This is a genomic window from Gramella jeungdoensis, from assembly GCF_023805255.1.
Taxonomy (GTDB): domain Bacteria; phylum Bacteroidota; class Bacteroidia; order Flavobacteriales; family Flavobacteriaceae; genus Christiangramia; species Christiangramia jeungdoensis.
Window position 1 is genome coordinate 1 of the sequence record NZ_JAMSCK010000007.1, and the last position, 25,027, is coordinate 25,027.

General features: G+C 43.1%; 27 protein-coding genes. 12 read left to right on the plus strand and 15 right to left on the minus strand.

Features of this window, described 5'->3' with window-relative positions; genetic code table 11:
• Positions 1-274: 274 nt before the first annotated feature.
• From NE848_RS15835 to NE848_RS15850, 4 genes are all read right to left on the minus strand, one after another.
• Positions 275-739, minus strand: a complete 465-nt coding sequence (locus NE848_RS15835; protein WP_252115516.1) for a hypothetical protein — start codon at positions 737-739, stop codon at positions 275-277.
• Between the two features lies 1 nt (position 740).
• Entirely contained in the window at positions 741-917 is a 177-nt protein-coding gene (locus NE848_RS15840) for a hypothetical protein (protein ID WP_252115518.1), read from the minus strand.
• A gap of 9 nt (positions 918-926) precedes the next feature.
• Positions 927-1,472, minus strand: a complete 546-nt coding sequence (locus NE848_RS15845) for a hypothetical protein (RefSeq protein WP_252115520.1) — start codon at positions 1,470-1,472, stop codon at positions 927-929.
• Positions 1,473-1,761: 289 nt separating this feature from the next.
• Entirely contained in the window at positions 1,762-3,072 is a 1,311-nt protein-coding gene (locus NE848_RS15850; RefSeq protein ID WP_252115522.1) for an aminotransferase class V-fold PLP-dependent enzyme, read from the minus strand.
• 378 nt (positions 3,073-3,450) lie between these two features.
• Between NE848_RS15850 and NE848_RS15855 the strand changes: the two genes are divergently transcribed.
• Together NE848_RS15855 and NE848_RS15860 are read left to right on the plus strand one after the other, a co-directional pair.
• Positions 3,451-3,801, plus strand: coding sequence for a hypothetical protein (locus NE848_RS15855; protein WP_252115524.1), 351 nt, complete (start codon positions 3,451-3,453; stop codon positions 3,799-3,801).
• Positions 3,802-3,898: 97 nt separating this feature from the next.
• Positions 3,899-4,615: a TerC family protein gene (locus NE848_RS15860; RefSeq protein WP_252115526.1), complete on the plus strand. Its 717-nt coding sequence runs from the start codon at positions 3,899-3,901 to the stop codon at positions 4,613-4,615.
• Here NE848_RS15860 and NE848_RS15865 read toward each other — a convergent pair.
• The 6 genes from NE848_RS15865 to gntA are packed head-to-tail and all read right to left on the minus strand — an operon-like array spanning position 4,612 to position 9,050.
• Positions 4,612-5,193, minus strand: a complete 582-nt coding sequence (locus tag NE848_RS15865; protein WP_252115528.1) for a DUF1989 domain-containing protein — start codon at positions 5,191-5,193, stop codon at positions 4,612-4,614. The two genes, NE848_RS15860 and NE848_RS15865, sit on opposite strands and share 4 nt — an antisense overlap.
• 1 nt (position 5,194) lies before the next feature.
• Positions 5,195-6,115, minus strand: coding sequence for a non-homologous end-joining DNA ligase (gene ligD / locus NE848_RS15870; RefSeq protein WP_252115537.1), 921 nt, complete (start codon positions 6,113-6,115; stop codon positions 5,195-5,197).
• 1 nt (position 6,116) lies between these two features.
• Positions 6,117-7,175 carry a non-homologous end-joining DNA ligase gene (gene ligD / locus NE848_RS15875; protein ID WP_252115539.1) on the minus strand — a complete coding sequence of 353 codons (1,059 nt, stop codon included), beginning with the start codon at positions 7,173-7,175 and terminating at the stop codon, positions 6,117-6,119.
• Complete coding sequence (locus tag NE848_RS15880; RefSeq protein WP_252115541.1) at positions 7,111-7,722, minus strand: DNA polymerase ligase N-terminal domain-containing protein; 612 nt, start codon at positions 7,720-7,722, stop codon at positions 7,111-7,113. The genes ligD (NE848_RS15875) and NE848_RS15880 overlap by 65 nt, the downstream gene beginning before the upstream one ends.
• A gap of 12 nt (positions 7,723-7,734) precedes the next feature.
• Positions 7,735-8,352 carry an FMN-binding negative transcriptional regulator gene (locus NE848_RS15885; protein ID WP_252115543.1) on the minus strand — a complete coding sequence of 206 codons (618 nt, stop codon included), beginning with the start codon at positions 8,350-8,352 and terminating at the stop codon, positions 7,735-7,737.
• A gap of 5 nt (positions 8,353-8,357) precedes the next feature.
• Positions 8,358-9,050 carry a guanitoxin biosynthesis heme-dependent pre-guanitoxin N-hydroxylase GntA gene (gene gntA, locus NE848_RS15890; RefSeq protein WP_252115545.1) on the minus strand — a complete coding sequence of 231 codons (693 nt, stop codon included), beginning with the start codon at positions 9,048-9,050 and terminating at the stop codon, positions 8,358-8,360.
• 167 nt (positions 9,051-9,217) lie between these two features.
• Here gntA and NE848_RS15895 point away from each other — a divergent pair, with 167 nt between their 5' ends.
• Positions 9,218-9,931 (plus strand): glycerophosphodiester phosphodiesterase, encoded by a 714-nt coding sequence (locus NE848_RS15895; RefSeq protein WP_252115547.1) that lies wholly within the window; start codon positions 9,218-9,220, stop codon positions 9,929-9,931.
• A gap of 56 nt (positions 9,932-9,987) precedes the next feature.
• The gene (locus tag NE848_RS15900; protein ID WP_252115703.1) at positions 9,988-11,196 is read left to right on the plus strand and encodes a BaiN/RdsA family NAD(P)/FAD-dependent oxidoreductase; all 1,209 of its coding nucleotides are present in this window, start codon (positions 9,988-9,990) and stop codon (positions 11,194-11,196) included.
• Here NE848_RS15900 and NE848_RS15905 read toward each other — a convergent pair.
• On the minus strand, positions 11,186-11,665 hold the full coding sequence (locus NE848_RS15905; RefSeq protein ID WP_252115549.1) for a TspO/MBR family protein: 480 nt from the start codon (positions 11,663-11,665) through the stop codon (positions 11,186-11,188). The genes NE848_RS15900 and NE848_RS15905 overlap by 11 nt on opposite strands.
• A gap of 97 nt (positions 11,666-11,762) precedes the next feature.
• Between NE848_RS15905 and NE848_RS15910 the strand changes: the two genes are divergently transcribed.
• From NE848_RS15910 to NE848_RS15945, 8 genes are all read left to right on the plus strand, one after another.
• On the plus strand, positions 11,763-12,857 hold the full coding sequence (locus tag NE848_RS15910) for a diphosphomevalonate decarboxylase (protein ID WP_252115551.1): 1,095 nt from the start codon (positions 11,763-11,765) through the stop codon (positions 12,855-12,857).
• A gap of 12 nt (positions 12,858-12,869) precedes the next feature.
• Complete coding sequence (locus NE848_RS15915) at positions 12,870-13,220, plus strand: four helix bundle protein (RefSeq protein WP_252115553.1); 351 nt, start codon at positions 12,870-12,872, stop codon at positions 13,218-13,220.
• 38 nt (positions 13,221-13,258) lie between these two features.
• Positions 13,259-14,197 carry a mevalonate kinase family protein gene (locus NE848_RS15920; protein ID WP_252115555.1) on the plus strand — a complete coding sequence of 313 codons (939 nt, stop codon included), beginning with the start codon at positions 13,259-13,261 and terminating at the stop codon, positions 14,195-14,197.
• A gap of 9 nt (positions 14,198-14,206) precedes the next feature.
• Complete coding sequence (locus NE848_RS15925) at positions 14,207-15,112, plus strand: geranylgeranylglycerol-phosphate geranylgeranyltransferase (protein ID WP_252115556.1); 906 nt, start codon at positions 14,207-14,209, stop codon at positions 15,110-15,112.
• A gap of 80 nt (positions 15,113-15,192) precedes the next feature.
• The gene (locus NE848_RS15930; protein ID WP_252115558.1) at positions 15,193-16,077 is read left to right on the plus strand and encodes a pseudouridine synthase; all 885 of its coding nucleotides are present in this window, start codon (positions 15,193-15,195) and stop codon (positions 16,075-16,077) included.
• 276 nt (positions 16,078-16,353) lie between these two features.
• Positions 16,354-17,757, plus strand: a complete 1,404-nt coding sequence (locus NE848_RS15935) for an arginine decarboxylase (protein WP_252115561.1) — start codon at positions 16,354-16,356, stop codon at positions 17,755-17,757.
• Between the two features lie 40 nt (positions 17,758-17,797).
• Complete coding sequence (gene speB / locus NE848_RS15940) at positions 17,798-18,673, plus strand: agmatinase (RefSeq protein ID WP_252115563.1); 876 nt, start codon at positions 17,798-17,800, stop codon at positions 18,671-18,673.
• A complete protein-coding gene (locus tag NE848_RS15945) occupies positions 18,666-19,637 on the plus strand; it encodes a deoxyhypusine synthase family protein (protein ID WP_252115571.1) in 972 nt (323 codons plus the stop codon). Before speB ends, NE848_RS15945 begins: the two co-directional genes overlap by 8 nt.
• A gap of 61 nt (positions 19,638-19,698) precedes the next feature.
• On the opposite strand, the gene NE848_RS15950 is transcribed toward NE848_RS15945, so the two are convergent.
• From NE848_RS15950 to NE848_RS15965, 4 genes are read right to left on the minus strand one after another with little or no spacing between them, the layout of a single operon-like run.
• The gene (locus tag NE848_RS15950) at positions 19,699-21,144 is read right to left on the minus strand and encodes an MptA/MptB family glycosyltransferase (RefSeq protein ID WP_252115573.1); all 1,446 of its coding nucleotides are present in this window, start codon (positions 21,142-21,144) and stop codon (positions 19,699-19,701) included.
• A gap of 31 nt (positions 21,145-21,175) precedes the next feature.
• Positions 21,176-22,651 (minus strand): cellulose synthase family protein, encoded by a 1,476-nt coding sequence (locus NE848_RS15955; protein ID WP_252115576.1) that lies wholly within the window; start codon positions 22,649-22,651, stop codon positions 21,176-21,178.
• Positions 22,648-23,340, minus strand: a complete 693-nt coding sequence (locus NE848_RS15960) for a glycosyltransferase family 2 protein (RefSeq protein WP_252115578.1) — start codon at positions 23,338-23,340, stop codon at positions 22,648-22,650. Before NE848_RS15960 ends, NE848_RS15955 begins: the two co-directional genes overlap by 4 nt.
• A gap of 57 nt (positions 23,341-23,397) precedes the next feature.
• Positions 23,398-24,981: a 4Fe-4S binding protein gene (locus NE848_RS15965; RefSeq protein ID WP_252115579.1), complete on the minus strand. Its 1,584-nt coding sequence runs from the start codon at positions 24,979-24,981 to the stop codon at positions 23,398-23,400.
• Positions 24,982-25,027: the final 46 nt, after the last annotated feature.

A 25,027-nucleotide genomic window follows, 5' to 3' on the forward strand; every position in this document is an offset into this window, starting at 1 on the left:
GTTTAGTTTTCCTGTGGTAAGTTCGTCTAAAATTTTGAGTTTGAAAGATTCCGAATACCGTCTGATTACTTTGTCATTTTTGTACATAACTATTTAAAATTATGTAGCCTTTATTCAGGACGGGTCAATATGCTTCACAACGGTTTCGCTTATCGCAAGTTGCGGGAGTAGGGACGCGGACTTGTCGGCTTACCAGTTTGATTCTTGGTTTCTAAATTTACACTTTTTACTCAACTACCCGTTATTTGCGATGAAGCGGTGTTGCCAAAAGTTTTTATTTTACTATTTGCATAAAATACCAATCTGCAATTTTTTTATCAGAAAGTTCATTATTTGATATATTCTCCCAATTAGAATATAGTTCTATCCATTTGCTTTTTCTTTCTTGATAGGTAGATAAAAAATCATCATTCATTTTTGTTGGGAGGCCTTTTTCTTTAAGCCTAGACCTTGTATCCAAATGTCTATCTAGTACTTCAGTCCAATCTTCTTCAGTTCCTCTTCCCGCCATTGAAAAATCAATTAATTTTTTAATGAAAAGAGCTCGTTGCACTATTTCATTATCGTCCAAATTTTCCGAATCTAGATACTCTTTAAATTTGGATAGCCTCTCATTTTCATCTAACTCTCTTTCAATAGTTTTATCAAAATGAAAATGAGATGTCAAGCTTACTAATTCAGATTGTATTTCTAATGGAAGCTCATTTATCCAATTTAAAATTTTATTTAAGGGATCCATTTTATCTAATTTTTTCTAAGTCAGTTATTATATAAGTTTCCATTCCTTGGCCTAATCTTTCAAAATCACCATAACCACATACTGCGTAATTATTTTTAATTTCAAAAACTTGCATTACTCCCTTTTTAGCATCTATTTCAGGGTTTTTATGTTTTACTCTATCTCCTTTTTGTACCATATTCTATTTTCAATCTATTAATTTTCTCTGTTGTATTTTTAAATGTTCATAAGATGTCTTTGCGTAATCTAATAAATCTGTTGGGTAATTTAAGAGTGAAAGATGTTCTTCATAATTCTTATCCTTCCATTGTTCTATAACTGGTTTATAAGACTCATAATGTGCGCATAAGTCTCTTAAAGGTTCTGGAAATTCATTTTCAATGAACAAATCTCCATTTTTCAAAACCATAGTATATATTTCTTGATTGATTGGATGAAATACGGTTGAGATCCAAGTTCTCCATATTTCCTTTTCTTTTTCCGATGGTGGATTATTAGGATTAAAATAACTTGGAGTGTAATTTCTATAGGTATTTCTAAATTGTTTCCAAGAGGCATCTGAAGAGGAGGTTAAACTTAAAAGGGGACCATATAATTCTTTTAATTGTCTATTAACTCTTTCAAGTTTATCTTTTCTTTTAGTAATTCTTAAATCATTAAAATATTTAGCAATGTATCCTATAAATGCTAATGTTACCGTAACTACTGTGGTTATTATAAATTTATTATCCATATAAAAATTATTGGCAACTGGTTATACCCCTATAAATACAACCTATCAAAATGCTGCAGGCCGGGGTACCACCAAATTCCTCATAAATCTAAGGCATTTTTAACAAAACCACTCTTAGGTGTAAAATTTATTTTTAAAGACATAAGAATGGTCTTTTTAGAAAGAACAAATCTAAAATACACAGCGTCCTTATAAGGGATTGTTAATCAGTATTTTGTCAGTCAGACAATAAACAGCATAGGCCGGGAGCTATAACCACCGGGCCTATATAATTAAAGTTACTAAAGATTTAAGCCAGTTCTTCCAGGGCCTTAAGACATTGCCTAACCTCCTCCTCGGTATTTATAACACTGGGAGTAAGCCTGGCATAGCTCTTCCGGTAAGGAGAGCTGCTCGCTATGATCTTCTTTTCATGAAGTTTTTTTACCGTCTCGTCCGGGCCCAAGCCATCCACTTCAAAGCAGTTGATGGCCTCTGAATATTCATCGGATACCGGGGTTAGCAATCTTACATGGGCCATCCCGCTCATGCCTTCCTTAAGCATCGTATTGAGCTTTTTGCTCCTCGCGGCGATATTTTCCTTGCCCGTGTTCATATGGAGTTTAAAGGCCTCGTCAAGCGACCAGCGGTGTTCGAAGGCATGGAAGCCCCCGGGGGAATTCAAATAACTAAAGTTAAGCTGGTCCTTTGGGATTACGCCCAGCCATTCCGCATACGCGGGCGAAAAGGCCGGGATCACGGGAACCACCATGTCATGGGCGTCCTTCTTTGCATATAAGATCCCCGTCCCCCGTGGGCCGAAAAGCCATTTATGGGTGCCCGCCGCTAAAAAGTCACAGCCAAGATCCTGGATATCTATATTGTCAAGGCCAAAGGCATGCACCCCGTCTACCGCGAAATAGATACGCTCTTCTTCTGCCCGCGAGCTGTTCAGCTCCTTAATGAGTCCGCTTATCTTCTTTACGGGCAGTTTTACCCCGGTACAGGAATGCACCCAGGTAACCGCCACAAGCCGGGTTTTGGGAGTGATGTTCTTTTTGATCCTGCTGAGTATCTCATCGGCCGATACTTTAGAGGGCTCATCATAGAGAGCTATCCTGTTGATCTTAGCACCGCTTCTCTCTGCCCCGAACTCCAGTGATTTTTCGGTGGAGTAATGATCGTGGGTGGTGGTAAGTATCTCCTCGCCTTCCTTAAGTTTAAAGCCCGTATACAATATTCCCAGGCCCTGGGTGGTACTGTCGGTAAGCGCGACCTCAGAGGGATCGGCATTTATATATTCCGCGGCGGCGGCTATCACCCTGGGTTCCGCGGTCATAAAATTATTCTCCCAGTACTCTGCCGGGTTATTATTAAAATTTTCCCTGTGCCTGGCGATCGCGTTCTTCACCGGCCGTGGATGGGAAGCCAGCAGCATAAGGGCCATATGTATCTTGCCCGGTTCCAGCTGGAACATATCCCTGAGATCGCCCCAGCTTTCCGGGATTTCGCGATCAAATATTTCACGCGGAGTAATGCTTTCAAAAGCGCTTAGGGTGGGGAGGCCAATTCCTGCCCCCATGGCGATTCCGGTACGGTTTAAAAAACTGCGTCTGTCCATAAGAAAAGTTTAAAAAAATAAGCATTCAATTTAGTGAATTGAAAGTAGAGAACCTACAAAAAACACCTGGTAAATATGTATAAACATTTGATTTAAAGGATTATATAAATAAAATAGCAGACCCTGATAGCCATTTTATTCCTCCCGGTGATTTATTTTAGCGCTTCACAATTCCCAATTATGACGTATCTTCATAAGCCTTTCAGAATGAACCTGTAATAGCCCCAATGTGGTCCCCGTGAAATGAAAAGACTTCTCTTCCTTTTTCTACTGCTGCTCCCGCTACAAGGATTCTCCCAGTACTGGCTTACCCGGGATGAGGATTACTTCTTTATAAGCGCCGGCGTGGATGTTCGCAACGCGATCTTTGGCGGCACGGTGAACGACGCCTCCTACGACGGCACCCTGAGCGTGGGCTACCGGAATGCCGGTTTCAGCATCCTGGCCTATTACGAGACCTTCGCTGCTATAAGATATGAATCTATGGGCATAAATCCCGGCTTCGTGGTAAGGCCCGGCAAGATACTTATCCCCGTGGCCGACATAAGCCTTTCCTTTATTCGCCGACCCTGGAAGACCTATCCCTCCATCGCGCTTAACACCCGACTGGAATACCATTTTGACCGTTTCTTTATCTATGGCCGCGCTGAATACCGTTGGCGCACCGACTATGATTTCTTCCAGGTTTCGGTATATGGCGGGGTCTCCTATAAGTTCGGTTTGGATTAACAGTATTTTACCGAAGCCACACCCTTCCTTTGCAAAATTTTAACCGAAAAGCGTTGGTTTTTCCATAATTTAGCGGCTTAGCAACCAACTTTCTAATATGGAGATCTTCTTACAACCCGATACCTGGGTGGCCCTGCTCACCCTTACTTTTCTGGAAATAGTCCTTGGGATAGACAATATCATCTTTATCTCGCTTGTAGCGGCAAAGGTCCCAAAGGAAAACCAGAAAAAGGCCCGGCTTGGAGGACTAACCGTCGCGCTGGTAATGAGGATACTCCTGCTTTTGAGCATCACCTGGATCATTGGCCTTACCGAACCCATACTAACCGTCGCGGACTTTGAGCTTAGCTGGCGGGATATCATTCTTATCGCCGGTGGTATCTTCCTGCTGGTAAAGTCTACTTTGGAGATACATCACAAAGTGGAAGGCCAGCATGAAAGTGAAGATGGACAAAAAGTAACCAAGACCATGAGCTTTACCACAGCCATCGTACAGATAGTGTTGCTGGACCTTGTGTTCTCATTCGACTCCATACTTACTGCCGTGGGCCTTACAGACCAGATCATTCTCATGGTGATCGCGGTGATCGCGGCCATTATAGTGATGATGATTTTCGCCAAACCGGTAGGAGAGTTCGTAGACAAGCACCCAACCATACAGATACTCGCGCTGTCTTTCCTTATCCTGATAGGAGTGATGCTTATCGTGGAAGGGGCGCATTACCATGTGCCTAAGGGTTATATCTATTTCGCGGTCTTCTTCTCACTTGCCATTGAGATGCTGAACATGAGGTACCGCAAAAAGAACGCTTAGTCCATGATCTCGTAGTGGATAGGCTTAAAGCTGCCGCCATTGCTGTCTTCGGCCGAGCATGCAGTAAGGCCTACGATAAGGTCCATCTGGGCTTCAAAGAGCACATGGTCGCCGGCTTTGCTTAAAGGCGGTTCCACGCTCAGCTTTCCGTCCGGCTCAAACTGAACGTTCATAAAGATGTTGAATGCCGTGGGAATATCATCTGGCTCTATCCCGTACTGCGCCAGACTGGTGTACAGGTTCTCAAAACAGCTGGGATGATATTCGTTGTTGTTGTACATGATCTTAAAGGTCTCGGGGCTGCAGGGCGCCAGCAGGAAATCGTTCCTGCCATTGGTATCCTCGAGGATCTTCATCATCTTATTGCTGCGGTTGCTCCATAGAAAATCCCCTTTTGTGATAAGTATACTTTCCTCGAAATCCAGGGTCTTGCCACTGGAGATCTTTTCCCTTTTATCTTCGGCGTTGAATAGCACCATATCGCTCACCTGCCCGCCCTCGGGATCTGTAACCTTTAGTTTCTGTCCTTTTTTTATTCTGAAAGCCGTTCCGCTTTGTTTTTCGATCACCTGCGTCATTCTAATTTTCCTTGAAAATATTATTGAGTTCCTTTTTGGCTGAAGTAAGGCTTACGGCTGAAGCGGCCATGTCTTTCCATGGGTCTTCCTTACTGCCCAGCCGTTTAAAGATGTTCTTTATGTTATAGCTCTGTGCTGAAAGTGAAGAACGTCCCAGCTCGTCCCAGTCCAACGGGGTCGCCACCGGCGCCCCTTCAATTGGCCTTACCGAATAGGGAGCCACGCCCGTTTGCCCGAAAGCATTCCTTCCAACATCCAGAAAGAGCTTATCTTCCCGCTTGTTCTTCCTTGCCGCCGTTGTCATGGTATCGGGATATTCCTGTTCCAGGAATCTCGCCGCCTTCTGCGCAAATTTGCGAACCTCATCAAAATCCCGGGTACGTTTCATGGGCACCACGATATGCAGGCCCCGTGAACCGGTGGTCATAAGATAAAGCGGTAGCCCCAGTTCCTCTCCCAGCAGCTTCCTGATCTTTTTCGCGGCATCCTTTACCTCGCCAAAATCATCATGGGAAGGGTCCAGGTCTATGATCATCCTGTCGGGGAATTCCAGCCTGTCCTGCCGGCTAAGCCAGATATGCGGAGTGATGCAGGCCTGGTTGGCCAGGTACACCAGCGTCTCCTTATCATTGCATACCACATAATTGGTGGTACCGCCCTCCTGTTTCTTAATGGCCTTTGTCTTTATCCACTTCGGGAAATAATCGGGCGCGTCTTTCTGGTAGAACTGCTTGTCTTCTATCCCGTTAGGAAACCTTATCATGGTAAGTGGCCGGTCCTTGATATACGGCAGCATGGTATCGGCTATCTTTTCGTAGTAATCTATCAGGTCGCCCTTGGTATAGCCTTCTTTTGGAAAGAAGACCTTGTCAAGGTTGCTCACCTCGAAACTGTGTTTCCCAATTTTTCTTTCCTCTCCCATCTTATGCTTCTTTTACTACATCTTTTGCTTTCTTGTCCCTTCTCAGGCCCAGGTAGCGGGGATGCCTTAATTTGTTCGTCTTTGTCCACTCGGTAAAGGCCACCTCGCCCACCATCTCGGGTTTGAGCCAGTGTACGTTCTTATCGGGCAGATCGCCGTTCTTCGCGAATGCCGGTTCGTCTACTTCTATCTCTGACATTTTCGCCTGAAGCTCTTCCAGCATCTTATCGGTATAACCAGTGCCTACCTTTCCGGCATACTGCAGCTTGTCGTCCTCATAGAATCCCAGCAATAAAGCCCCGAAGCCCTTTCTTTCTCCCTGCGGATCGGTATAGCCGCCTATCACGAATTCCTGCTGATTCTCGCATTTGAATTTAAGCCAGTTGGAAGAGCGACTGTGGGCGTAGCTGCTGTCTGCCTTCTTCGCGATAAGGCCCTCCCATTTCTTTTTGCAGGCTTCCTTATAGAATTCCTCGCCCTTCTCGTTGCGGTGAGCAGTAAATCTTAATGGATCCTCAAAACTTATATTGTTGTTGAGCAGCTTCTTTCGTTCGGTAAGCGGTAGTTTGGTAAGGTCATGGCCTTCCAGGAACATCAGGTCAAATAAGTAAAAATAGACCTTTGTTTTGCTGTTCTTTACCTCTTCCTCCTTTTTAAGGTGCATGCGCTTCTGAAGTTCAGCAAAACTGGTGACCTTTCCCTTGAAGGCCACCATCTCGCCATCGGCGATAAAGTTACCCGTCTTCTGCTCTTTCAGGGCCGAAACTATCTCTGGATAGACTTTATTCAGGTTCTTCTTGTTTCGAGACATGATGTTCACCTCTTTGCCCTTCTTAAAGATTAGGCAGCGCTCCCCGTCAAGCTTTCTCTCAAAGATCCAGTCCTCATCTGAAAACACCTCATGGGTAAGTTTTGCCAGCATAGGCGACATCCAGCCTGGCTGCTTTTTCTTTTTCAGCTTCTCCTGAAGCTCTTCCGGTATTTCCTTAAGCGCATCAGTCATCTTTTTCGCCTTCTTTTGCGATCTCTTCCATGCTCCTCCCAGTAAGCACCGATTCATTCTCGGTACTCACGGGATTCCGGCGGGCATCGGCTTCCTCGTCATCCACTTTTTTCAGGAACCATTTTTCATCATCTCCTTTAGAGGTTCTAATGAGAGTATAGGCGCCTTTGAGTTTATGTCCACGAAGAATAAAAGTTGTATGCCCATTCTTTATCTGTTCTCCCATCGGGATAAGATTCCCGTCATCGTCCTTCTTATCGTTGTCGAATTTCCCGGCATCCCAAACCATCACCGTTCCCCCGCCATACTGACTCTCGGGGATCACACCTTCAAAGTCGGCATATTCCAGCGGATGGTCTTCGGTGCGAATGGCCAGTCGTTTCACCTTTGGATCGGTGGAAGGGCCTTTGGGAACCGCCCAGCTCTTCAGTACCCCGTCTACCAGCAGCCTGAAATCGAAATGCAGGTTGGTGGCATCGTGCTTGTGTATCACGAAGATCTGCTTGTCCTTATCCTTCTTTTTGCTTTCATCGCCGAAAGGCTCAGAAGAGATATCGAAATTTCGCTTTTCGTGATACTTCTCTAAAAATCCTTTCTTTCCCATTTTTCAAAAGATTTAGTCTGTATTATTCTCCTTCCTTATGGCAGCACCCAGTTCCCGATCGCGGTAAGAGCCGGAATCGTCCAGCTTTTTAGTGACCGCCTCGATATCATATTTAGGATAGGCCTGGTGTAGTTTTGCAATTCCTTCAATTTTAAAAGGCTCCAGCCAGAAACCGGTGATAAGAGGCAAATGTTCCTTAAGCATAAGTTCAGGGATATCCTTATAATAAAGCGGACTTTCCTGCTTCCTTTCAAAGCGTTCCACCATTGTTTCAAGCGAGGTTTCCAGTTCTTCGGCTGTTTGCAATCTTATCCTGGCATTCACATGAACGGCGGTATAATCCCAGGTGCTTATGTCCTTTTCCTTATACCAGGACGAGGAAACATAAGCGTGCGGGCCATGAAAGATGATCAGCGCCTCTGCCCCGTCCTTTAGAAACGTTTTCTGTTCATTATGATTGGCGATATGCGAATACAGCCTGAAGTTTTCCGAATTGCCTTCGACCAGCACTGGAATATGGGTTGCGAGCAGTCTTTCGCCTTTGAGGATAAAGCTCGCAAAGGGATTCTCTTCTATAAATGAGAAGATGAACTCCTTATCATCTTTCCGGTATTTTGGTGGTCTGTACATATAATTTATTTGCTATGGTGAAAGGGACATTTCCATTCTTCGCCAACCTTTCTTCCACTATATTGCCTCGCTTCACTTCTTTTTCCAAAATCTTCCAGCATGGGGTTTATATTCCCCTCCAATTCCTTATCACGCTCCCTTATCTTATCCCGAACGTTCTCATAGGTTCCCATTTCCCTTAACTTCTCGAACTGCCAGTGCAGGTTGAATGCGATGGCCGTGTAAGGGCTCTGCCTTGCCTTTCTTGAGGCTCCGGGATGCATGCCTACGATATAGAATGCCCTTCCTGCTATGCTGAAACTGAAATGTTCGCTTTCAGGATCTGAACTTACCCGAGCATCCCAGTCACAGCTATCAGCTTTATTCAGCGCTTTCAACTGTTTCCAGAGCCGCTTTTCGAATTCAATTTCGGAATATTTTGGCGAATCCGGAAATACGGCCAGGAATGTCCTGAAATCGTTAGACTCAAAATCGTAGTTGGCCACATATTCTTCCAGGTCCTTTATCAGCTTCCCTGCCGCTTCCGCAGAGCCAAAATCCTTATAAGCATGCAGCTCTACCTGCTCCATACTAAAGACGGTCTGCGCCATGACACATGGATGGTCGTTCTCAAGTACAAAATTTTTAAAGGCCCTTCTAATTTCGAGATTTGCCCTGTTCCTAGTTTTCTTAGCCGGGGCTTCCTTCGTCATTTTCATAAATAAGTCTCCTTGGATTTTCTGGTTAATTATTGGTTGAATCCCTAAATTACATAGCCTTTCAGCCAAATAAATGTTAAGCAATCATAAGCCTTTGTAAATTTTAAAATCCTCTGACTAATAGCGTTAATAGATGGTTGGAATGAATTAATTGAATAAATTTGAATATGAACGATTTTTTGATGATCGGGCATCGCGGTGCGAAAGCCCATATTGCCGAAAACACACTGGAAAGTATTCAGAAAGCACTGGATATAGGTGTGGATATGATAGAGATAGACGTTCACAAATGTGCCAGTGGCGAACTGTGGGTAATCCATGATTTCACCCTGGACCGCACTACCGATGGCAGCGGTGAGATAGCCAAACGCCCCGCTGTAGAGATCAGAAAACTAAAAGTTGAAGGTTACTATAAGGTACCCCTGCTTACAGAAGTACTTGACCTCATCGAAGGTAAATGCGATATCAATATTGAACTGAAAGGGCTTAATACCGCCGCGCCTGTATGCAGGGAAGTTCAAAAAAGAGTGAGTTCGGGAAAATGGGAGTATTCCAATTTCATTATTTCCAGCTTTCAGAAAAATGAGCTTTTCCAGGTAAGGCAGTTCGATGATCATGTTCCTCTTGGAGTGCTGAGCAAGGCCAGTGTGCCGGAAGCCATCGAGCTCGGCAAACTTCTGAATGCAACCGCGATTCACCCTTCCCTTGGGATCATTACCCGGGACAATACCAAACTCTGCCAGGCCGAAGGCTTTAAGGTGAACGTATGGACGGTGAACGAACGACAGGATATTCTAAGGATGATCGATTTTGGAGTTGACGGGATCATTTCAGATTACCCCAACCGTTTGCATAATCCGCTGTTGGAACTTCATGAGTAAAGTAATTTCCGCTTCAGCATTTATCTACCTATTTTTACAGCCTTAATTGAATGGATTTGGAGAAATATGACATCATTGTAGTGGGCGGCGGAGCAGCCGGATTCTTTACGGCCATCAATGCTGCGGAAAATAACCCACAGCTAAAGATCCTTATCCTTGAACGCGGGAAAGAGGTGCTTACCAAGGTGAAGGTTTCAGGAGGTGGCCGATGCAATGTCACCCATGCCGAATTCATCCCAGCGGAACTGGTAAAAAGATATCCACGTGGCGAAAAGGAACTGCGTGGCCCTTTTCATAAATTCATGACCGGAGACACCATCGCCTGGTTCGAAGAGCGAGGTGTGGAGCTCAAGATCGAAGAAGACGGCCGTATGTTTCCGGTGACCGACAGTTCCCAAACCATCATAGACTGTTTCAAAAAAGAGTGTAAACGCCTGAATATAGAGGTCCTGAAAGGCCATAGCCTGAAGAATTTTAAACGAGACGAAGAATTATGGAAGGTTGAAACCAGCAAAGAAGAATTTGAATGTCAAAAACTGATGCTCGCTACCGGCAGCAATACCAAGGTTTGGAAGCTGCTGGAAAGAATAGGGCATACCATAGTTCCCGCGGTGCCTTCACTTTTTACCTTCAATATCCAGGATCCGAGAATAAAAGGACTGGCCGGGATCTCCACCGAAGCCGAAGTGAATGTTTTAGGAGAACAGCTTGAAAGCTCGGGCCCGCTTCTTATCACCCACTGGGGAATGAGCGGCCCCGCCATTCTGAAACTATCGGCCTGGGGCGCCAGGGAACTGAACAGGCTTGATTATCGTTTTAAGATAAAGGTGAACTGGCTGCCGGGACATTCGGCCAACGAAATGCTGGAGGAACTGAAACAGCTTAAATTCTCCTCGTCAAAACAGCAGGTTTTCACAAGGGCGCAGTTCAATCTGCCAAAGCGACTGTGGCAAAGCATAGTTAAGGCTTCAGGAATTTCAGAAGAAACAAGATGGGCCGATCTTAGTAAAGACCAGCTAAAGAAACTATCAGATGAACTTACAGGAGCCATTTTCAGGGTGAATGGAAAAAGCACCTTTAAGGAAGAATTCGTAACGGCGGGCGGGATAGACCTGAAAGAAATAGACTTCCAGACATTTGAAAGCAGGATACATAAAGACCTTTACTTCGCAGGGGAGATCCTGAACATCGATGCCATTACCGGTGGTTTCAACTTTCAGAATGCCTGGACGGGAGCTTTTCTCGCAGCCCGGGCTATGAGTTAAGTCGCCAGATCTCGAAATTATAGACGATGGTTAACAGCACCCAGATCGCATAGGGTATAAGGAGGTAAGCCGCTAGAGTATTGACTATTCGGAACCATTTAATGGTAAAAAGTATCATTATAAAAAGCACTGCCAGGTCCAGCAAAGCGATAAAAGGTTTTTCAAGCGCGAAGAAAAGCAGGAACCAGAATCCGTTAAGGAAGAGCTGAAAGCCAAAATGGTACAGGGCCGTCTTGACCCATTTATGATAAAAACCCTTGCTCCAAACTATTCCTGCGGCCAGCCCCATAAGGATGTACATAAGGATCCATACCGCACTAACAATATCTACATCCACACTAAATCGTGGTTTGGTAAGCGCCGGATACCACTCTGCAATTCCTGTTTGAGTCGCCACCGTTCCCATAAACCCAAATATGAGGCAGATCAGAACAGCAAAAGAACTCCTTATTAAAAGTTTTTTCGTCATAACTGGCCGGTTGATTCCACTAAAATAGGAATTTATTTGGATTGTTTAGAGAGGAAACAAATGCATAAAAGTTTAACTTTGGCAAAAATTTTTGAGGATGACCCAAAAGGAATTTATCCCTAAACGAAAGACTGAAAATATCGAGACGGGCGAAGTGACCTGGCAGTCACCAAGCAATATCGCTTTAGTGAAATACTGGGGCAAAAAGGAGAACCAGATCCCTGCCAACCCTTCCATAAGTTTCACACTTGATCACTGCAAAAGCACCACCAGCCTGAAGTTTTCAAAAAAGGCGGAAAGCTCGGATGATTTTGATTTCAGCTTTTATTTTGAGGGTAAGGAAAAGGAAGATTTTAAACCCAAGATCCAGAAGTTCTTCGAAAGGATCGAAGATTACTGTCCGTATCTCAGGGATTATAAATTCGAGATCCACAGTGAGAATTCCTTTCCTCATAGCAGTGGGATCGCATCCTCGGCCAGTGGAATGAGCGCCATGGCACTTTGCATCATGGACCTTGAACGCAGATTATATCCCGGTATGGACGAGAATTTCTTTAACAGAAAGGCATCCTTTCTGGCAAGACTTGGTTCCGGCAGCGCAAGCAGAAGCATTGAAGGACCTCTGGTTGTTTGGGGTGAACATGAAAGCATTGAAAAGGCTTCCGATCTTTTTGGAGTCCCTTTTCCTTATGAGGTTCATGACATATTTAAGGATTATCGCGATACCATACTGCTGGTAGACAAGGGAGAAAAACAGGTAAGCAGCAGTGTTGGTCATAACTTGATGCACGGGCATCCCTTTGCGGAAAAACGCTTTGAACAGGCCCATAATAATCTGGACAGACTTATCCCCGTACTTAAATCGGGTAACACAGAAGAATTCATAAAGATAGTCGAGAGCGAAGCCCTTACTCTTCACGCGATGATGATGAGCAGCGAACCTTATTTCATCCTGATGAAGCCAAATACACTGGAAATAATAAACAGGATCTGGGCTTACCGTGAGAAAACCGCGATCCCTGTTTGCTTTACGCTGGACGCGGGAGCTAACGTCCACCTGCTTTATCCCTCAGTTAACGAAACTAAAGTTTTAGAATTCATTAAGAATGAGTTAGTTGCGTATTGTGAGAATGGGCATTATATTTGCGACTTAGTTGGCGAAGGAGCTAAAAAATTGACAATGGAAAATTGACAATTGACAATGATGAAAGAGAATATTATCAAAACTCGCAGTTTTCTATTCTCGGTAAAAGTTGTTAATTTGTACAAGTCTCTAAGTTCCGAAAAGAAGGAATTTGTAATGTCCAGGCAATTGTTAAGATCTGGAACTGCAATTGGAGCACTGGTGAGGGAAGCGGAACATGCTGAAAGCAAAGCGGACTTCATCCATAAATTGTCAATAAGCCTCAAAGAAGCTAACGAAACAGAATACTGGCTTGACCTACTAAATGCCTCAGATTATTTAGAGGAAGGTCAATTTCAGGAATTCAAAAAAGATATTAAGGAAATATTGAGTTTACTGGTAGCGATCATTAAGACTTCCAAACAAAAGTAATATTCAATTTTCCATTATCAATTGTCAATTATTGACCTATGAAAGGACCTCTATTTTATTCGAAAATCCTCCTTTTTGGAGAGTACGGGATCATTAAGGATTCCAAGGGTTTATCCATTCCTTATAACTTTTATAACGGAGCGCTGAAACTGGATGAAAATCTCAGCGATGACTCAAAGCGATCTAACGATAATTTGAGACGATTTGCCGATTATTTAAAAAGCCTGGAAGAGAATAATCCTGAGCTGGTCCAATTCGACCTTGAAGCATTACAGAAAGACATAGATAATGGCATGTATTTCGATTCCAGTATTCCGCAGGGATACGGAGTTGGAAGTAGTGGTGCTCTCGTAGCTGCGATCTATGATAAATATGCGAATGATAAGATCACGGTACTGGAAAACCTTACCCGGGACAAGCTGTTAAAACTGAAAAAGATCTTTGGGGAAATGGAATCTTTCTTCCATGGGAAATCTTCAGGACTTGACCCTCTTAATTCTTACCTAAGCATCCCGATCCTTATCAATTCAAAAGAAAATATAGAGCCGGCGGGTATTCCATCCCAGACGGAAAATGGCACCGGAGCCGTGTTTTTACTGGATAGTGGAACCACCGGGGAGACAGGTCCTATGGTAAGCATCTTTATGGAGAACATGAAGCAGGAACCTTTCAGAAAAATGCTGAAAGAACAGTTCGTGAAACATACCGATGCCTGTGTGGAAGATTTTCTTAAGGGTGATGTAAAATCGCTGTTCAGCAACGTAAAAAAACTGTCTCATACCGTTCTTGATAATTTCAAACCTATGATCCCTGCTCAATTCCACAAGCTGTGGCAAAAAGGGATCGAAACCAACGATTACTATCTTAAACTTTGCGGTTCCGGTGGTGGCGGATATATTCTTGGGTTTACCGAAGACATCGAAAAAGCCAGAAAAGCTCTTAAAGGTTATAATCTAGAAGTAGTCTATAACTTCTAAATTAAATTCATGGCGGCCATTGCTAACAAGCGCTTGCTACTGAAAATATTCAGCCTGTTTTCGGTAGTTAGAGGTTATAATATTCTGGTAGTGGTAGTTGCCCAGTACCTGACCTCAGCTTTTATACTGGCCCATGAAAAACCTCTCAGGGAAATTCTATTTGACCCCAATCTTTTCTTCCTGATACTGGCTTCTTCCAGTGTGATCGCTTCGGGCTATATCATCAATAATTTCTACGACAGTGAAAAAGACCTGATCAACCGGCCCAAGAAGACCATGCTGGATCGTGTGGTGAGTCAGCGTACCAAGCTTTCGGTGTATTTTATCCTGAATTTTGCCTCTATCTTTTTTGCCAGTTATGTATCGTTCCGGGCTGTTGTATTCTTTTCTATATACATATTCGTTATCTGGCTTTATTCTTACCGGCTTAAAAGGATACTCTTCCTGGGAAACCTGGTAGCCTCCATACTTACCATCACCCCATTCTTTATCGTTTTTGTGTATTATAAGAACTTTGAAACGGTGATATTCATTCATGCCACATTTCTGTACCTCATGATCGTGATGCGAGAACTGGTGAAGGACCTGGAGAACATGCAGGGAGATCTGGTACAGGATTATCATACGATCCCGCTGGTATATGGTGAAAAATGGAGCAAATTTTTCCTTGCGGTATGTGCTTTTCTTACCATTCTGCCCATATATCTGCTGGTAAGCAAGTTTGAGGTGGGCTATATGGATTATTATTTCTATGCCTCCTTCCTCCTATTGATCATATTCCTCTTGCTCCTTTACTTCAGCAATGCGAAATGGCAGTACCTGTTGCTTCACAACATCCTGAAACTGATCATCGTTGCAGGGGTATTCAGCATTCTTCTTATAGATATTGATGAAGTGATAAACAGGGTTTTTTAGGTAACTTTCTCATTCTAAAACTTTTCTCAAATACTTGGCTTCCTCGTAAGCTATACCCTATCTTTGCAAAAAATTTAGCGATGAGCAGGCACGACAGATCTTCAGGCAAAAATAAGAAAGCTTCAGGAAGCAGAGGAGACCGATCTTCTGGCTCAAGACAAAGCGGAAGACAGGGTGGCGGAATGAGAAAAAAATCCTATGCCAGAGGAAATGCACCCATCAAAAAGAAAATGGAAAAGAGCCCATTTTCTAATGCTGACGGGATAAGACTGAATAAGTACATCGCAAACTCCGGAGTATGCTCACGCCGCGAAGCCGATATGTATATCGCTGCCGGAAATGTGACCGTAAATGGAGAGACCATTACCGAAATGGGATATCGCGTAAAGCTGGAAGATGATGTACGCTTTGACGGAAGACGCCTTAATCCTGAAAAACCTGAATATATCCTGCTCAACAAACCTGCCGGATTTTTCGTAACCGGGAATCCCGAAAAAGGTGGAAGAACGGTAATGGAACTGGTTTCCAAAGCTACCCAGGCTAAGGTTAGTCCTGTAGGCAAACTGGACAACCAGGCTAAGGGGTTACTGCTATTTACTAACGATGGCACCCTGGCGAAAAAACTTGCCAAGCCAAAGAATGGAATCCGCCAGATCTACCAGGTTACCTTAAATAAAAACTTTAGTCAGGAAGATATGGACGCCATGCAAAAAGGAGTCTATATAGAAGGATCTAAAGTTATAATCACCGATGTTAGTTTTATCGATAACCGTCCGCATACTGAGGTGGGTATAGAACTCAACAGCATCAAGGAGCATATAGTCACCAAGATCTTCAAGAGTATGGGATATGAGATTGAGAGCCTGGACCGCGTAGTTTTTGGCGGACTAACCAAGAAAGACCTGCCTCGGGGAAGGTTCAGGAATCTTACTGAACAGGAGGTAATTAACCTGGGAATGCTCTAGTAATTTTTTAGGTTTTTCCTTTCATTTTTTTAATACATTTACCGGGTCAAAACAGAAGTCAGTATACTGGCTTCCAGTCGATTTTTATGTAATTGAAAAAGATCTCTTTTTTATGGCCTGAAGCTTCTTCGGCCTTAAATCACCGCAGGGCTCAAAGAGCATTCTTTGACAGCCATCTGTCCCCCCACAATCTATTCTTAACATTAATTTACCAATCGATTCTTTTGACCCTATAAATTATTCTCTAATTTTTAGCCTTTAAAATTTTTTCAAAAATTGAATACCAAGTACAGCGACCTGATTGACCAGACCTATTACTTCCCGCAGGAAGAATTTACCCTAAATGGTAGCCAGTTAAAATTTCATGATATAAACCTGATGGAACTGGTAGAGAAGTATGGAGCTCCACTGAAGTTCACTTATCTTCCAAAGATCTCAGATAATATTAAACGTGCGAAAGGCTGGTTCAGGAATGCCATCGAGAAATACAACTATCCGGGTTCCTATAATTACTGCTATTGCACCAAGAGTTCTCATTTTGAACATGTTCTCAATGAAGCCCTGAAAAATGACATTCATATCGAAACCTCTTCGGCCTTCGATATCAATATCGTGGAAAAGCTGAAGCAGTCTGGCAAGATCACCGACGAAACCTGGGTGCTTTGCAATGGTTTTAAAAGGGATCAGTATATAGAGAATATCAGCAGACTTCTGAATCAGGGACACAAGAACTGTGTTCCTATTATTGACAATTACGAAGAACTTGATCTTCTTTCAGAAAATATAAACGGAAAATTCCAGGTGGGTATTCGTATCGCCTCTGAGGAAGAACCAAAATTTGAATTCTATACCTCAAGGCTTGGAATTGGCTATAAGAACATTGTACCATTCTACAAAAAACAACTGGAAGATAACGAGCAGGTAGACCTGAGAATGCTTCATTTCTTTATCAATACCGGGATTCGTGACACGGCCTATTACTGGAATGAACTCAACAAATGTCTCAAGGTTTATATCGCCCTTAAAAAGATATGCCCTACCCTGGACAGCTTGAACATTGGTGGCGGTTTCCCTATCAAGAATTCCCTCGCTTTCGAATACGATTACCAGTATATGGTTGAAGAGATCATCAACCAGATTCAGCTGGCCTGTGAAGAAGCCGAGGTTGAAGCACCACATATCTTTACCGAATTCGGAAGCTTCACCGTGGGTGAAAGCGGCGGAGCGATCTATGAAGTGCTTTATCAGAAACAGCAGAACGACAGGGAGAAATGGAATATGATCAATTCATCTTTCATCACTACCCTACCCGATACCTGGGCCATAAGCAAGAAATTCGTGATGCTTGCCATCAACCGATGGAATGATGAGTATGAAAGGGTTCTTCTTGGCGGATTAACCTGTGATTCTGATGATTATTATAACTCTGAACAGCATACAAACGCTATATATCTTCCTAAGTTCAAAAGAGAGAAACCTTTGTATATAGGCTTCTTTAATACGGGTGCCTACCAGGATACCATTGGAGGTTTTGGAGGACTTCAGCACTGTTTGATTCCGCAGCCAAAACACATCCTGATAGACCGGGATGAAAAAGGTGAGCTTACATATCGCCTTTTCAGCGAACAGCAGGATGCTGAGGATATGCTGAATATTTTAGGTTACAACAGAAACAATTAATATTTTATAACTTTAAAAACAACTAATCAATTTATTAGCCATGAGCAAAAAGAATTATGCCGGGATACCCGATAAATATGCTCGTATAGACGAAGCAAAAGTGGTATTGATTCCTGTTCCCTACGATGGTACCAGTACCTGGCAAAAAGGCGCCGATAAAGGCCCTGATGCTTTTTTGAACGCCTCCGAAAACATGGAGCTGTTCGATATTGAGACCCGAAGTGAGGTGTACAAGAAAGGGGTTTACCTTGCACCTCCCGTGACCGAAGATTCTTCTCCAGAGAAGATGGTGGAGGCTGTTTACAAGACGACCAAGAACTATATTAAACAGGATAAATTCGTAACTCTTTTTGGTGGCGAACATTCCATTTCTATAGGAAGCATCAGAGCATTTAATGAGTCTTTTGAAGATCTTACCGTAGTACAGATAGATGCTCATGCCGATCTAAGGCCCGAATATGAAGGTTCCAAATGCAATCATGCCTGTGCCGTTCACGAAGCCAGCAAGACCACTAACCTTATCCAGGTTGGGATCCGCTCCATGGATATTTCAGAAATGGACCATATGGATGAGAATCAGGTATATTTTGCTCATGACCTGTATGAAGACTGGCAGGATGATGCTATTGGCCAGATGACGCCAAATGTTTTTATCACTATAGACCTGGACGCCTTCGATCCCAGTATTCTTCCATCAACTGGTACTCCTGAACCGGGAGGACTGTTCTGGTATGAAACGCTGGAATTTCTGAAAATGATGTTCAAAAAGAAGAATGTGGTTGGTTTCGATATCGTGGAGCTTTGCCCGAATGAAAATGAGAAATCATCAGATTTCCTGGCGGCAAAACTCTACTACAAGATGCTAAGCTATAAATTCAAATATCAAAATTACAACGAAGACGACGAAGATGAGTAAAGGAAGTATATCTCAATTCATAGAAAAATATTATCTGCATTTTAACGCGGCTGCACTTGTTGACGCTGCCAAAGATTACGAAAAACAACTTGAACAGGGCTCGAAGATGCTCGTTTCCCTTGCCGGCGCTATGAGTACCGCTGAACTTGGGAAGATCTTTGCCGAAATGATACGCCAGGATAAAGTGCATATCATCTCCTGTACAGGCGCAAACCTCGAGGAAGACGTGATGAACCTTGTGGCTCATTCACATTATAAAAGAGTGCCAAATTACAGAGATCTTACTCCGCAGGAGGAATGGGACCTTCTGGAAAAAGGCCTCAACCGTGTGACCGACACCTGTATCCCTGAGGAAGAAGCTTTCAGAAGGATACAGGGCGAAATCTTCAAGATTTGGAAGGAAGCCGAAGAAAAAGGAGAACGCTACTTCCCTCATGAATTCCTATACAAGCTTCTTTTGAGCGGTGCGCTTGAAAAGCATTACGAGATCGATCTTAAAGATTCCTGGATGTATGCAGCGGCAGAAAAGAACCTGCCTATCGTGGTTCCGGGCTGGGAAGACAGTACACTTGGTAATATTTTCGCCTCTTATGTATTGAAAGGTGAACTAAAAGCCAGTACCATGAAATCTGGGATCGAATACATGACCTTCCTTGCCGACTGGTATACCGATAATTCGAAGAACGGAATTGGTTTCTTCCAGATTGGTGGAGGTATCGCGGGAGATTTCCCGATATGCGTAGTACCAATGCTTTACCAGGATATGGAAAGAACCGACACTCCTTTCTGGAGCTATTTCTGCCAGATCTCAGATTCTACCACCAGTTACGGATCCTATTCAGGTGCTGTTCCAAATGAAAAGATTACTTGGGGTAAACTAGATATCAACACCCCGAAACATATTATTGAAAGCGACGCAACGATAGTTGCTCCCCTGGTCTTTGCGTATCTGTTGGATATGTAGAGAGTTTGACTTTCAATAAGGAAAGCTGTCCGCTATTAGTGGGCAGCTTTTTTTATTTCCACTAAACCCTGAAAAAAGCTGAATTCCCTTTTTTCTTCAAGAACATTTCCCAGATCAAGTATCCAAACACAAGCAGGTACTCAGCCGTTATAAACCACAAATTCTCCTGGTACTCGGTATTAGAATATGCAAAATAACTTAAAAAGACCACCGCAGTCCAGGCTATCACATACCTGAATTGGGTAAATACCGAAAGCACCAATGCAATTGTAAGATACCATGGGTGAACTGTAGTTGAGAGAAAAAGATAGGCTGTAATAGCAAAAAGCATACTGGTGATTAGCTGTTGAGTATTGTTATTTTTTCTGAAAAGACTCAATGCCATAATTATCAGAAAAGTGATAAATGGCAGTACCACTCCCGCGGTCCCAATAATATTATAACCTTTCACCTGGTAACCTATCCATCTTACTATATAATAAATACTGGCATTGAACTCGAATTTTCCGAACCAGAGTCCGATGCTTTGGGTAAAGTTCTGAATGACCCCGGAAGAAAAGAAAGGAAGGAATGAAATGATCACGACAGCAAATACCAGTAAATAATAAATTATCAGTTTCCAGAAACCCTCTATTCTTATACTTGGCTTAGGATGACTTTTTTTTGCATCACTCAATCTGGTTTCGGAATGATTCTCTTTTGCCTGGCTAAGCGGAGCCGAAGTCTTAAAATACCTGAAGAATAAGGGCAGGAACATAAGGGGTAGTAATTTCACAGAAACCGATAGCCCAAATAAGACCGCACTCCAAAGCCATTTCTTTTTATGCAACAGGTACAGCGACCACACCAGGAAAAAGACCATCACTCCTTCAAAATGCAGGTTCCCGGTAAGTTCAATAATGATAAACGGATTCAGGATATACCAGAAAATACGATGATCGGGAAGACGCATAGCCCTCAACAGCTTTGTTCCAAAATATAAGGTTCCAAAATCTGCAAGAATGATGACTATTCTGAGGAGAATTACTGAAAAAAGCACACTTGAAGGCGCAAGCCAACCGGCTATGGCGAAGATAAACTGGTTAATGGGTGCATAATTGGTAAAATTACCTCCACTAAGGCTTCCCATCCCGTGAAACAGCTCTCTGGATTGAGCTATTATGAAATCTGGCGATCTTATCAGTTCAGCCGGAATGTATTCATACGGGTTCCAGCCATTGGCAAGTAATCGGCCATCCCAGATAAAACGAAAATAATCCTGGGATAAATTAGGAATGGCAACCATAAAGAGCAGCCTAAAAATGAGAGCAAGAGAAACCAGGATCCAGAAGTTGTTCTTCTGTACCTGGATAAGTTTAAAGCTCATAAAGAACAAAGCCCCATAGAGCCCGATAAGTTTTATAAAATCACTCCTGTCAAGGTCATAAGCAAAAGAAAGGTAGAAGGCGATGCACCCGATACTAAAAATAATCGGGGTCTGGTAAAGTTTTAATTTCCGGAAATCCATAGAAAATCAGGTCAGCTTCCCGCTAAAATAATCAAACTTCCGGTTTCAGGCTTTTAAAAACCACAAATCCGAATCCGCTGAAAAGCATCAGGTGAAAGATGAGCAATCCAAATTCATTCAGTTTAAAGGCACTGAAAATAGCAAAACCAAAATAGAGAAAGAGCAGGGCTTCAATAATAAGGTTAGCCGAAATTTTGTTGGTAAGATACCTGTTCCCTTTCCAGCTATCCTTCAGCGAATTGATATTGAATTTCGGGGTACGGATGAACTCCGACTTCTTTCCTAAATGACCTTCCAGAACAGCCAGCGAATTATGAACCGAGAATCCCATGGCGATGGAAAAGAAAGTAAAGAACATACCAACGAACCTGAAAAAGGTCTTTATCCCTTTTCCATGGATCTTCGCGTAAGCCACATAATAACAGGCAAAGAAAATGACAGTACTTACGGCAAATGCAGCCAGCACATTGAAATACCAGCTAAAATCAGGGTTCGTGTTTTTTATGTATAAGACTGGCACGCTCATTACCGCCAGTAATAAAACGATAAGAAACATGCTCGAGTTCAAAAGATGGAAAAATCCGTGGAATTTTGTGCTGAAAGAAACCGAAGGATCTTTCAGAAGTTTCCCGTAGTTCTTCCTGAAATTCTCGGCTGCACCCTTGTTCCACCGGAACTGCTGACTCCTTGCCGCGCTTATCACTACAGGTAATTCAGCAGGGGTTTCCACATTTTCGAGATATTTGAATTCCCATTTCTTCATCTGGGCACGGTAGCTAAGATCAAGATCCTCAGTAAGCGTATCGCCGCTCCAGTTACCCGCATCGATGATACACTCCTTACGCCAGATACCAGCCGTTCCATTAAAATTGATGAAATTGCGACCGAAATTGCGACCTGTCTGTTCCAGTATAAAATGAAAATCGAGAGCAAAGGCCTGTATCCTGGTGAGCAGGGAATAATCCCTGTTCAAATGCCCCCAGCGGGTTTGGACCACTCCGATCTTATCATTCTTAAAATAAGGCAGTGTTTGTAACAACCATTTTCTGCCAGGCATAAAATCGGAATCAAAAACAGCGATAAACTTGCCTTTGGCCACTTTAAGGCCTTCTTTTAAAGCACCAGCCTTAAAACCGGTCCTCTCATTTCTCCTTATATGCTGAATATCGAAGTCACGGGATTTGAGTTCCTCAACAATGTCCCTTGTTCTTTCTACAGAATGATCGGTAGAATCATCCAGGACCTGGATCTCTAATTTATCTTTAGGATAATCTATGCGCGCTACATTTTTCAGCAAACGCTCCACCACATAATATTCATTGTATAAAGGCAGCTGAATGGTCACGCGGGGCAATTGGTCTCCTGCTGAAAAATCATATTTTTCGGAATCATCGGTTGCTTTTGTAGCCTTAAGATAATTTACAAGTAAGTGAAGCTGGGAAAGGCTGTATATAAAAATAACGAGTAAGGCAAGAGTATAAATTGTAATTACCGCTAAATCTATCATTTAAAACTATATTTAAAAATCCAGCCGAGGATCTTTACTCCCGCAAAGATAGCACCTTTCATCGTTCCTGAAACTTTTGAGAAGCCAATGCGATTTTTATAATGTACAGGCACCTCGGCATAGCTTAGGTTTTGTCGTAAAGCCTTGAGCTGCATTTCAACCGTCCAGCCATAAGTTTTGTCCTGCATATCCAGCTGCAGTAGTTTTTCATACTTAATCGCCCTGAACGGACCAAGGTCGGTAAACCTGGAACCAAAAAACAGTTTCATAAGAGTTGTGGCAAGCCAGTTTCCAAATATCTGCGGGAAGGTCATTGAGCCTTTTTCTCTCCACTTCTTTACTCTGGCCCCTACAACAAAATCCTTATTGTCTTCAATGATCGGCTTCAGGATCCCGTCCATTTCCTGCGGATAATCTGAATAATCCCCATCCAGAAATACGATGACATCTGGCTTCATATTTTGAGCAGCGATATACTCCATTCCTTTTAAACAGGCATAACCATATCCCTTCCTGGGCTCAGTTAGAACCCTAGCACCGGCTTTTTTAGCATTCTTTTCGGTATCATCGGTAGAATTATTGCTCACCACGATCACCTCATCCACATAGTCGGGGATATCCTTAATGACAGGTGCAATAGAATCTTCTTCGTTAAAGGCGGGGATTATAACTTTTATAAGATTGGACATGAAGTCGTTTCTGTTTTTGCGAATTCTGAGTGCGCAAATTTAGAACAAGCTTAGAATTTATTTACTACTCTCCTTAATTATATCCATCAGATCTACATTATCGCCCATTACCGGTTCTTCAGATCTAACCCTGTCATTTCTTGATCCGTTTTCCAGTTTCAGTACACCCCTTGGACACACAGCAGAGCAGATCCCACATCCAACGCAACTTGAGCGAACGATATTCTGACCTTTCTGAGCATAGGCACGAACATCGATACCCATCTCACAGTAAACTGAACAATTCCCGCAGGAAATACACTGTCCGCCATTAGTAGTGATCCTGAACTTTGAGAAAAGACGCTGCTGCATTCCCAGGATCGCTGCCATAGGACAACCGAAACGGCACCACACACGGCTTCCGAATATCGGATAAAAGCCAACACCTATAACTCCGGAAAAAGCAGCTCCAATCAGGAATCCATACCATTGTCTAAGTAAATAGGCATCAAAGAAAAAGATCTTATAATTCCCGCTGAAGTAATTGATCCCGATGATCGCCATTATGATCACAAAATAAGAGACGGCTCCCAGCTTCGCATCTTTAGCAAGTTCTTGCCTTTTAAAGATCATGATAAGAGCAAACACTATCGTTAGCAAGAGGGCGCTACCCCAGAGAAAGACATCCTGAGTGAACCAGAAATTCTGAGAATCGTTTCCTAAGAAAGAATACACCACGGCAATGGTCATCACCGTCACAAAAACAAGAACGCTATGAATCACCCAGCGCTCCACCTTCCAGGCGAAAAGCGATTTATCTGAAAGGTGGCGATAAGGATCGCCGGCGGTTTCGGCAAGTCCACCACAACCGCACACCCATGAACAATACCAGCGCTTTCCATATCTGTAAGTAAGAACAGGTGTGATCACAAAAATAGATGCAACGCCAAAAATAAGCATGAACATCCCCAGGTTCCCGGCAGAGAGGAATTCCTGTATCTTGTATCCGGCAAAAAGATCATAGTTTAATGGCCAGATATTTTTGAAATCATAATATGGTTTATTTAACCTGATCAGAATTTCAGGGATCAAAAAGGCAAAGCCCAGTTGAAAGAACATCACCGAAAACGTACGTATCACCTCATACCGGTTATGACGGTATTTAAGAATGAACTTATATCCAAAAGCAAGAATAGCAAGGGTGTAGAGCGTGCCATATACGAACCACTGACTCGCAGGCCCACCATTAATCAACTTGCTCAGAGGATCAAACAGTGTTATTATACCCGTGTTCTCTCCATCTGAATTCAGTCCGAGGTACTGAGGGAACCAGTAAAGTACAATATAAAAAAGTGTAAGGGCAATCCCTGCGATCCAGGCCAATAAGCCGCGACTGGTCATGGATTTGAACCAGACCCCGTCATTCTTTATTCCCATATGCTTTCCCAAATAGGCATCATTGGCAAAAATGATGGTCCCAACTGCGATTAGCCCAAGTGAAAGACTAAGAAATAAAGGTTTATTTGGGAAATTAATATTGAAAAGGGCAAGAAAAAGTATAAACAATCCAGTAAGACCCAGGCCAGTGGCCAGCTTCTGTTTTCCCGAGAGCGCAGCCGGTGCATCTCCTGTCATCGCCATATTATGTTCTAATCTGCTCATATAATTTTATTTTAGACCTCACAGGTTTTGAAAACCTGTGAGGTTT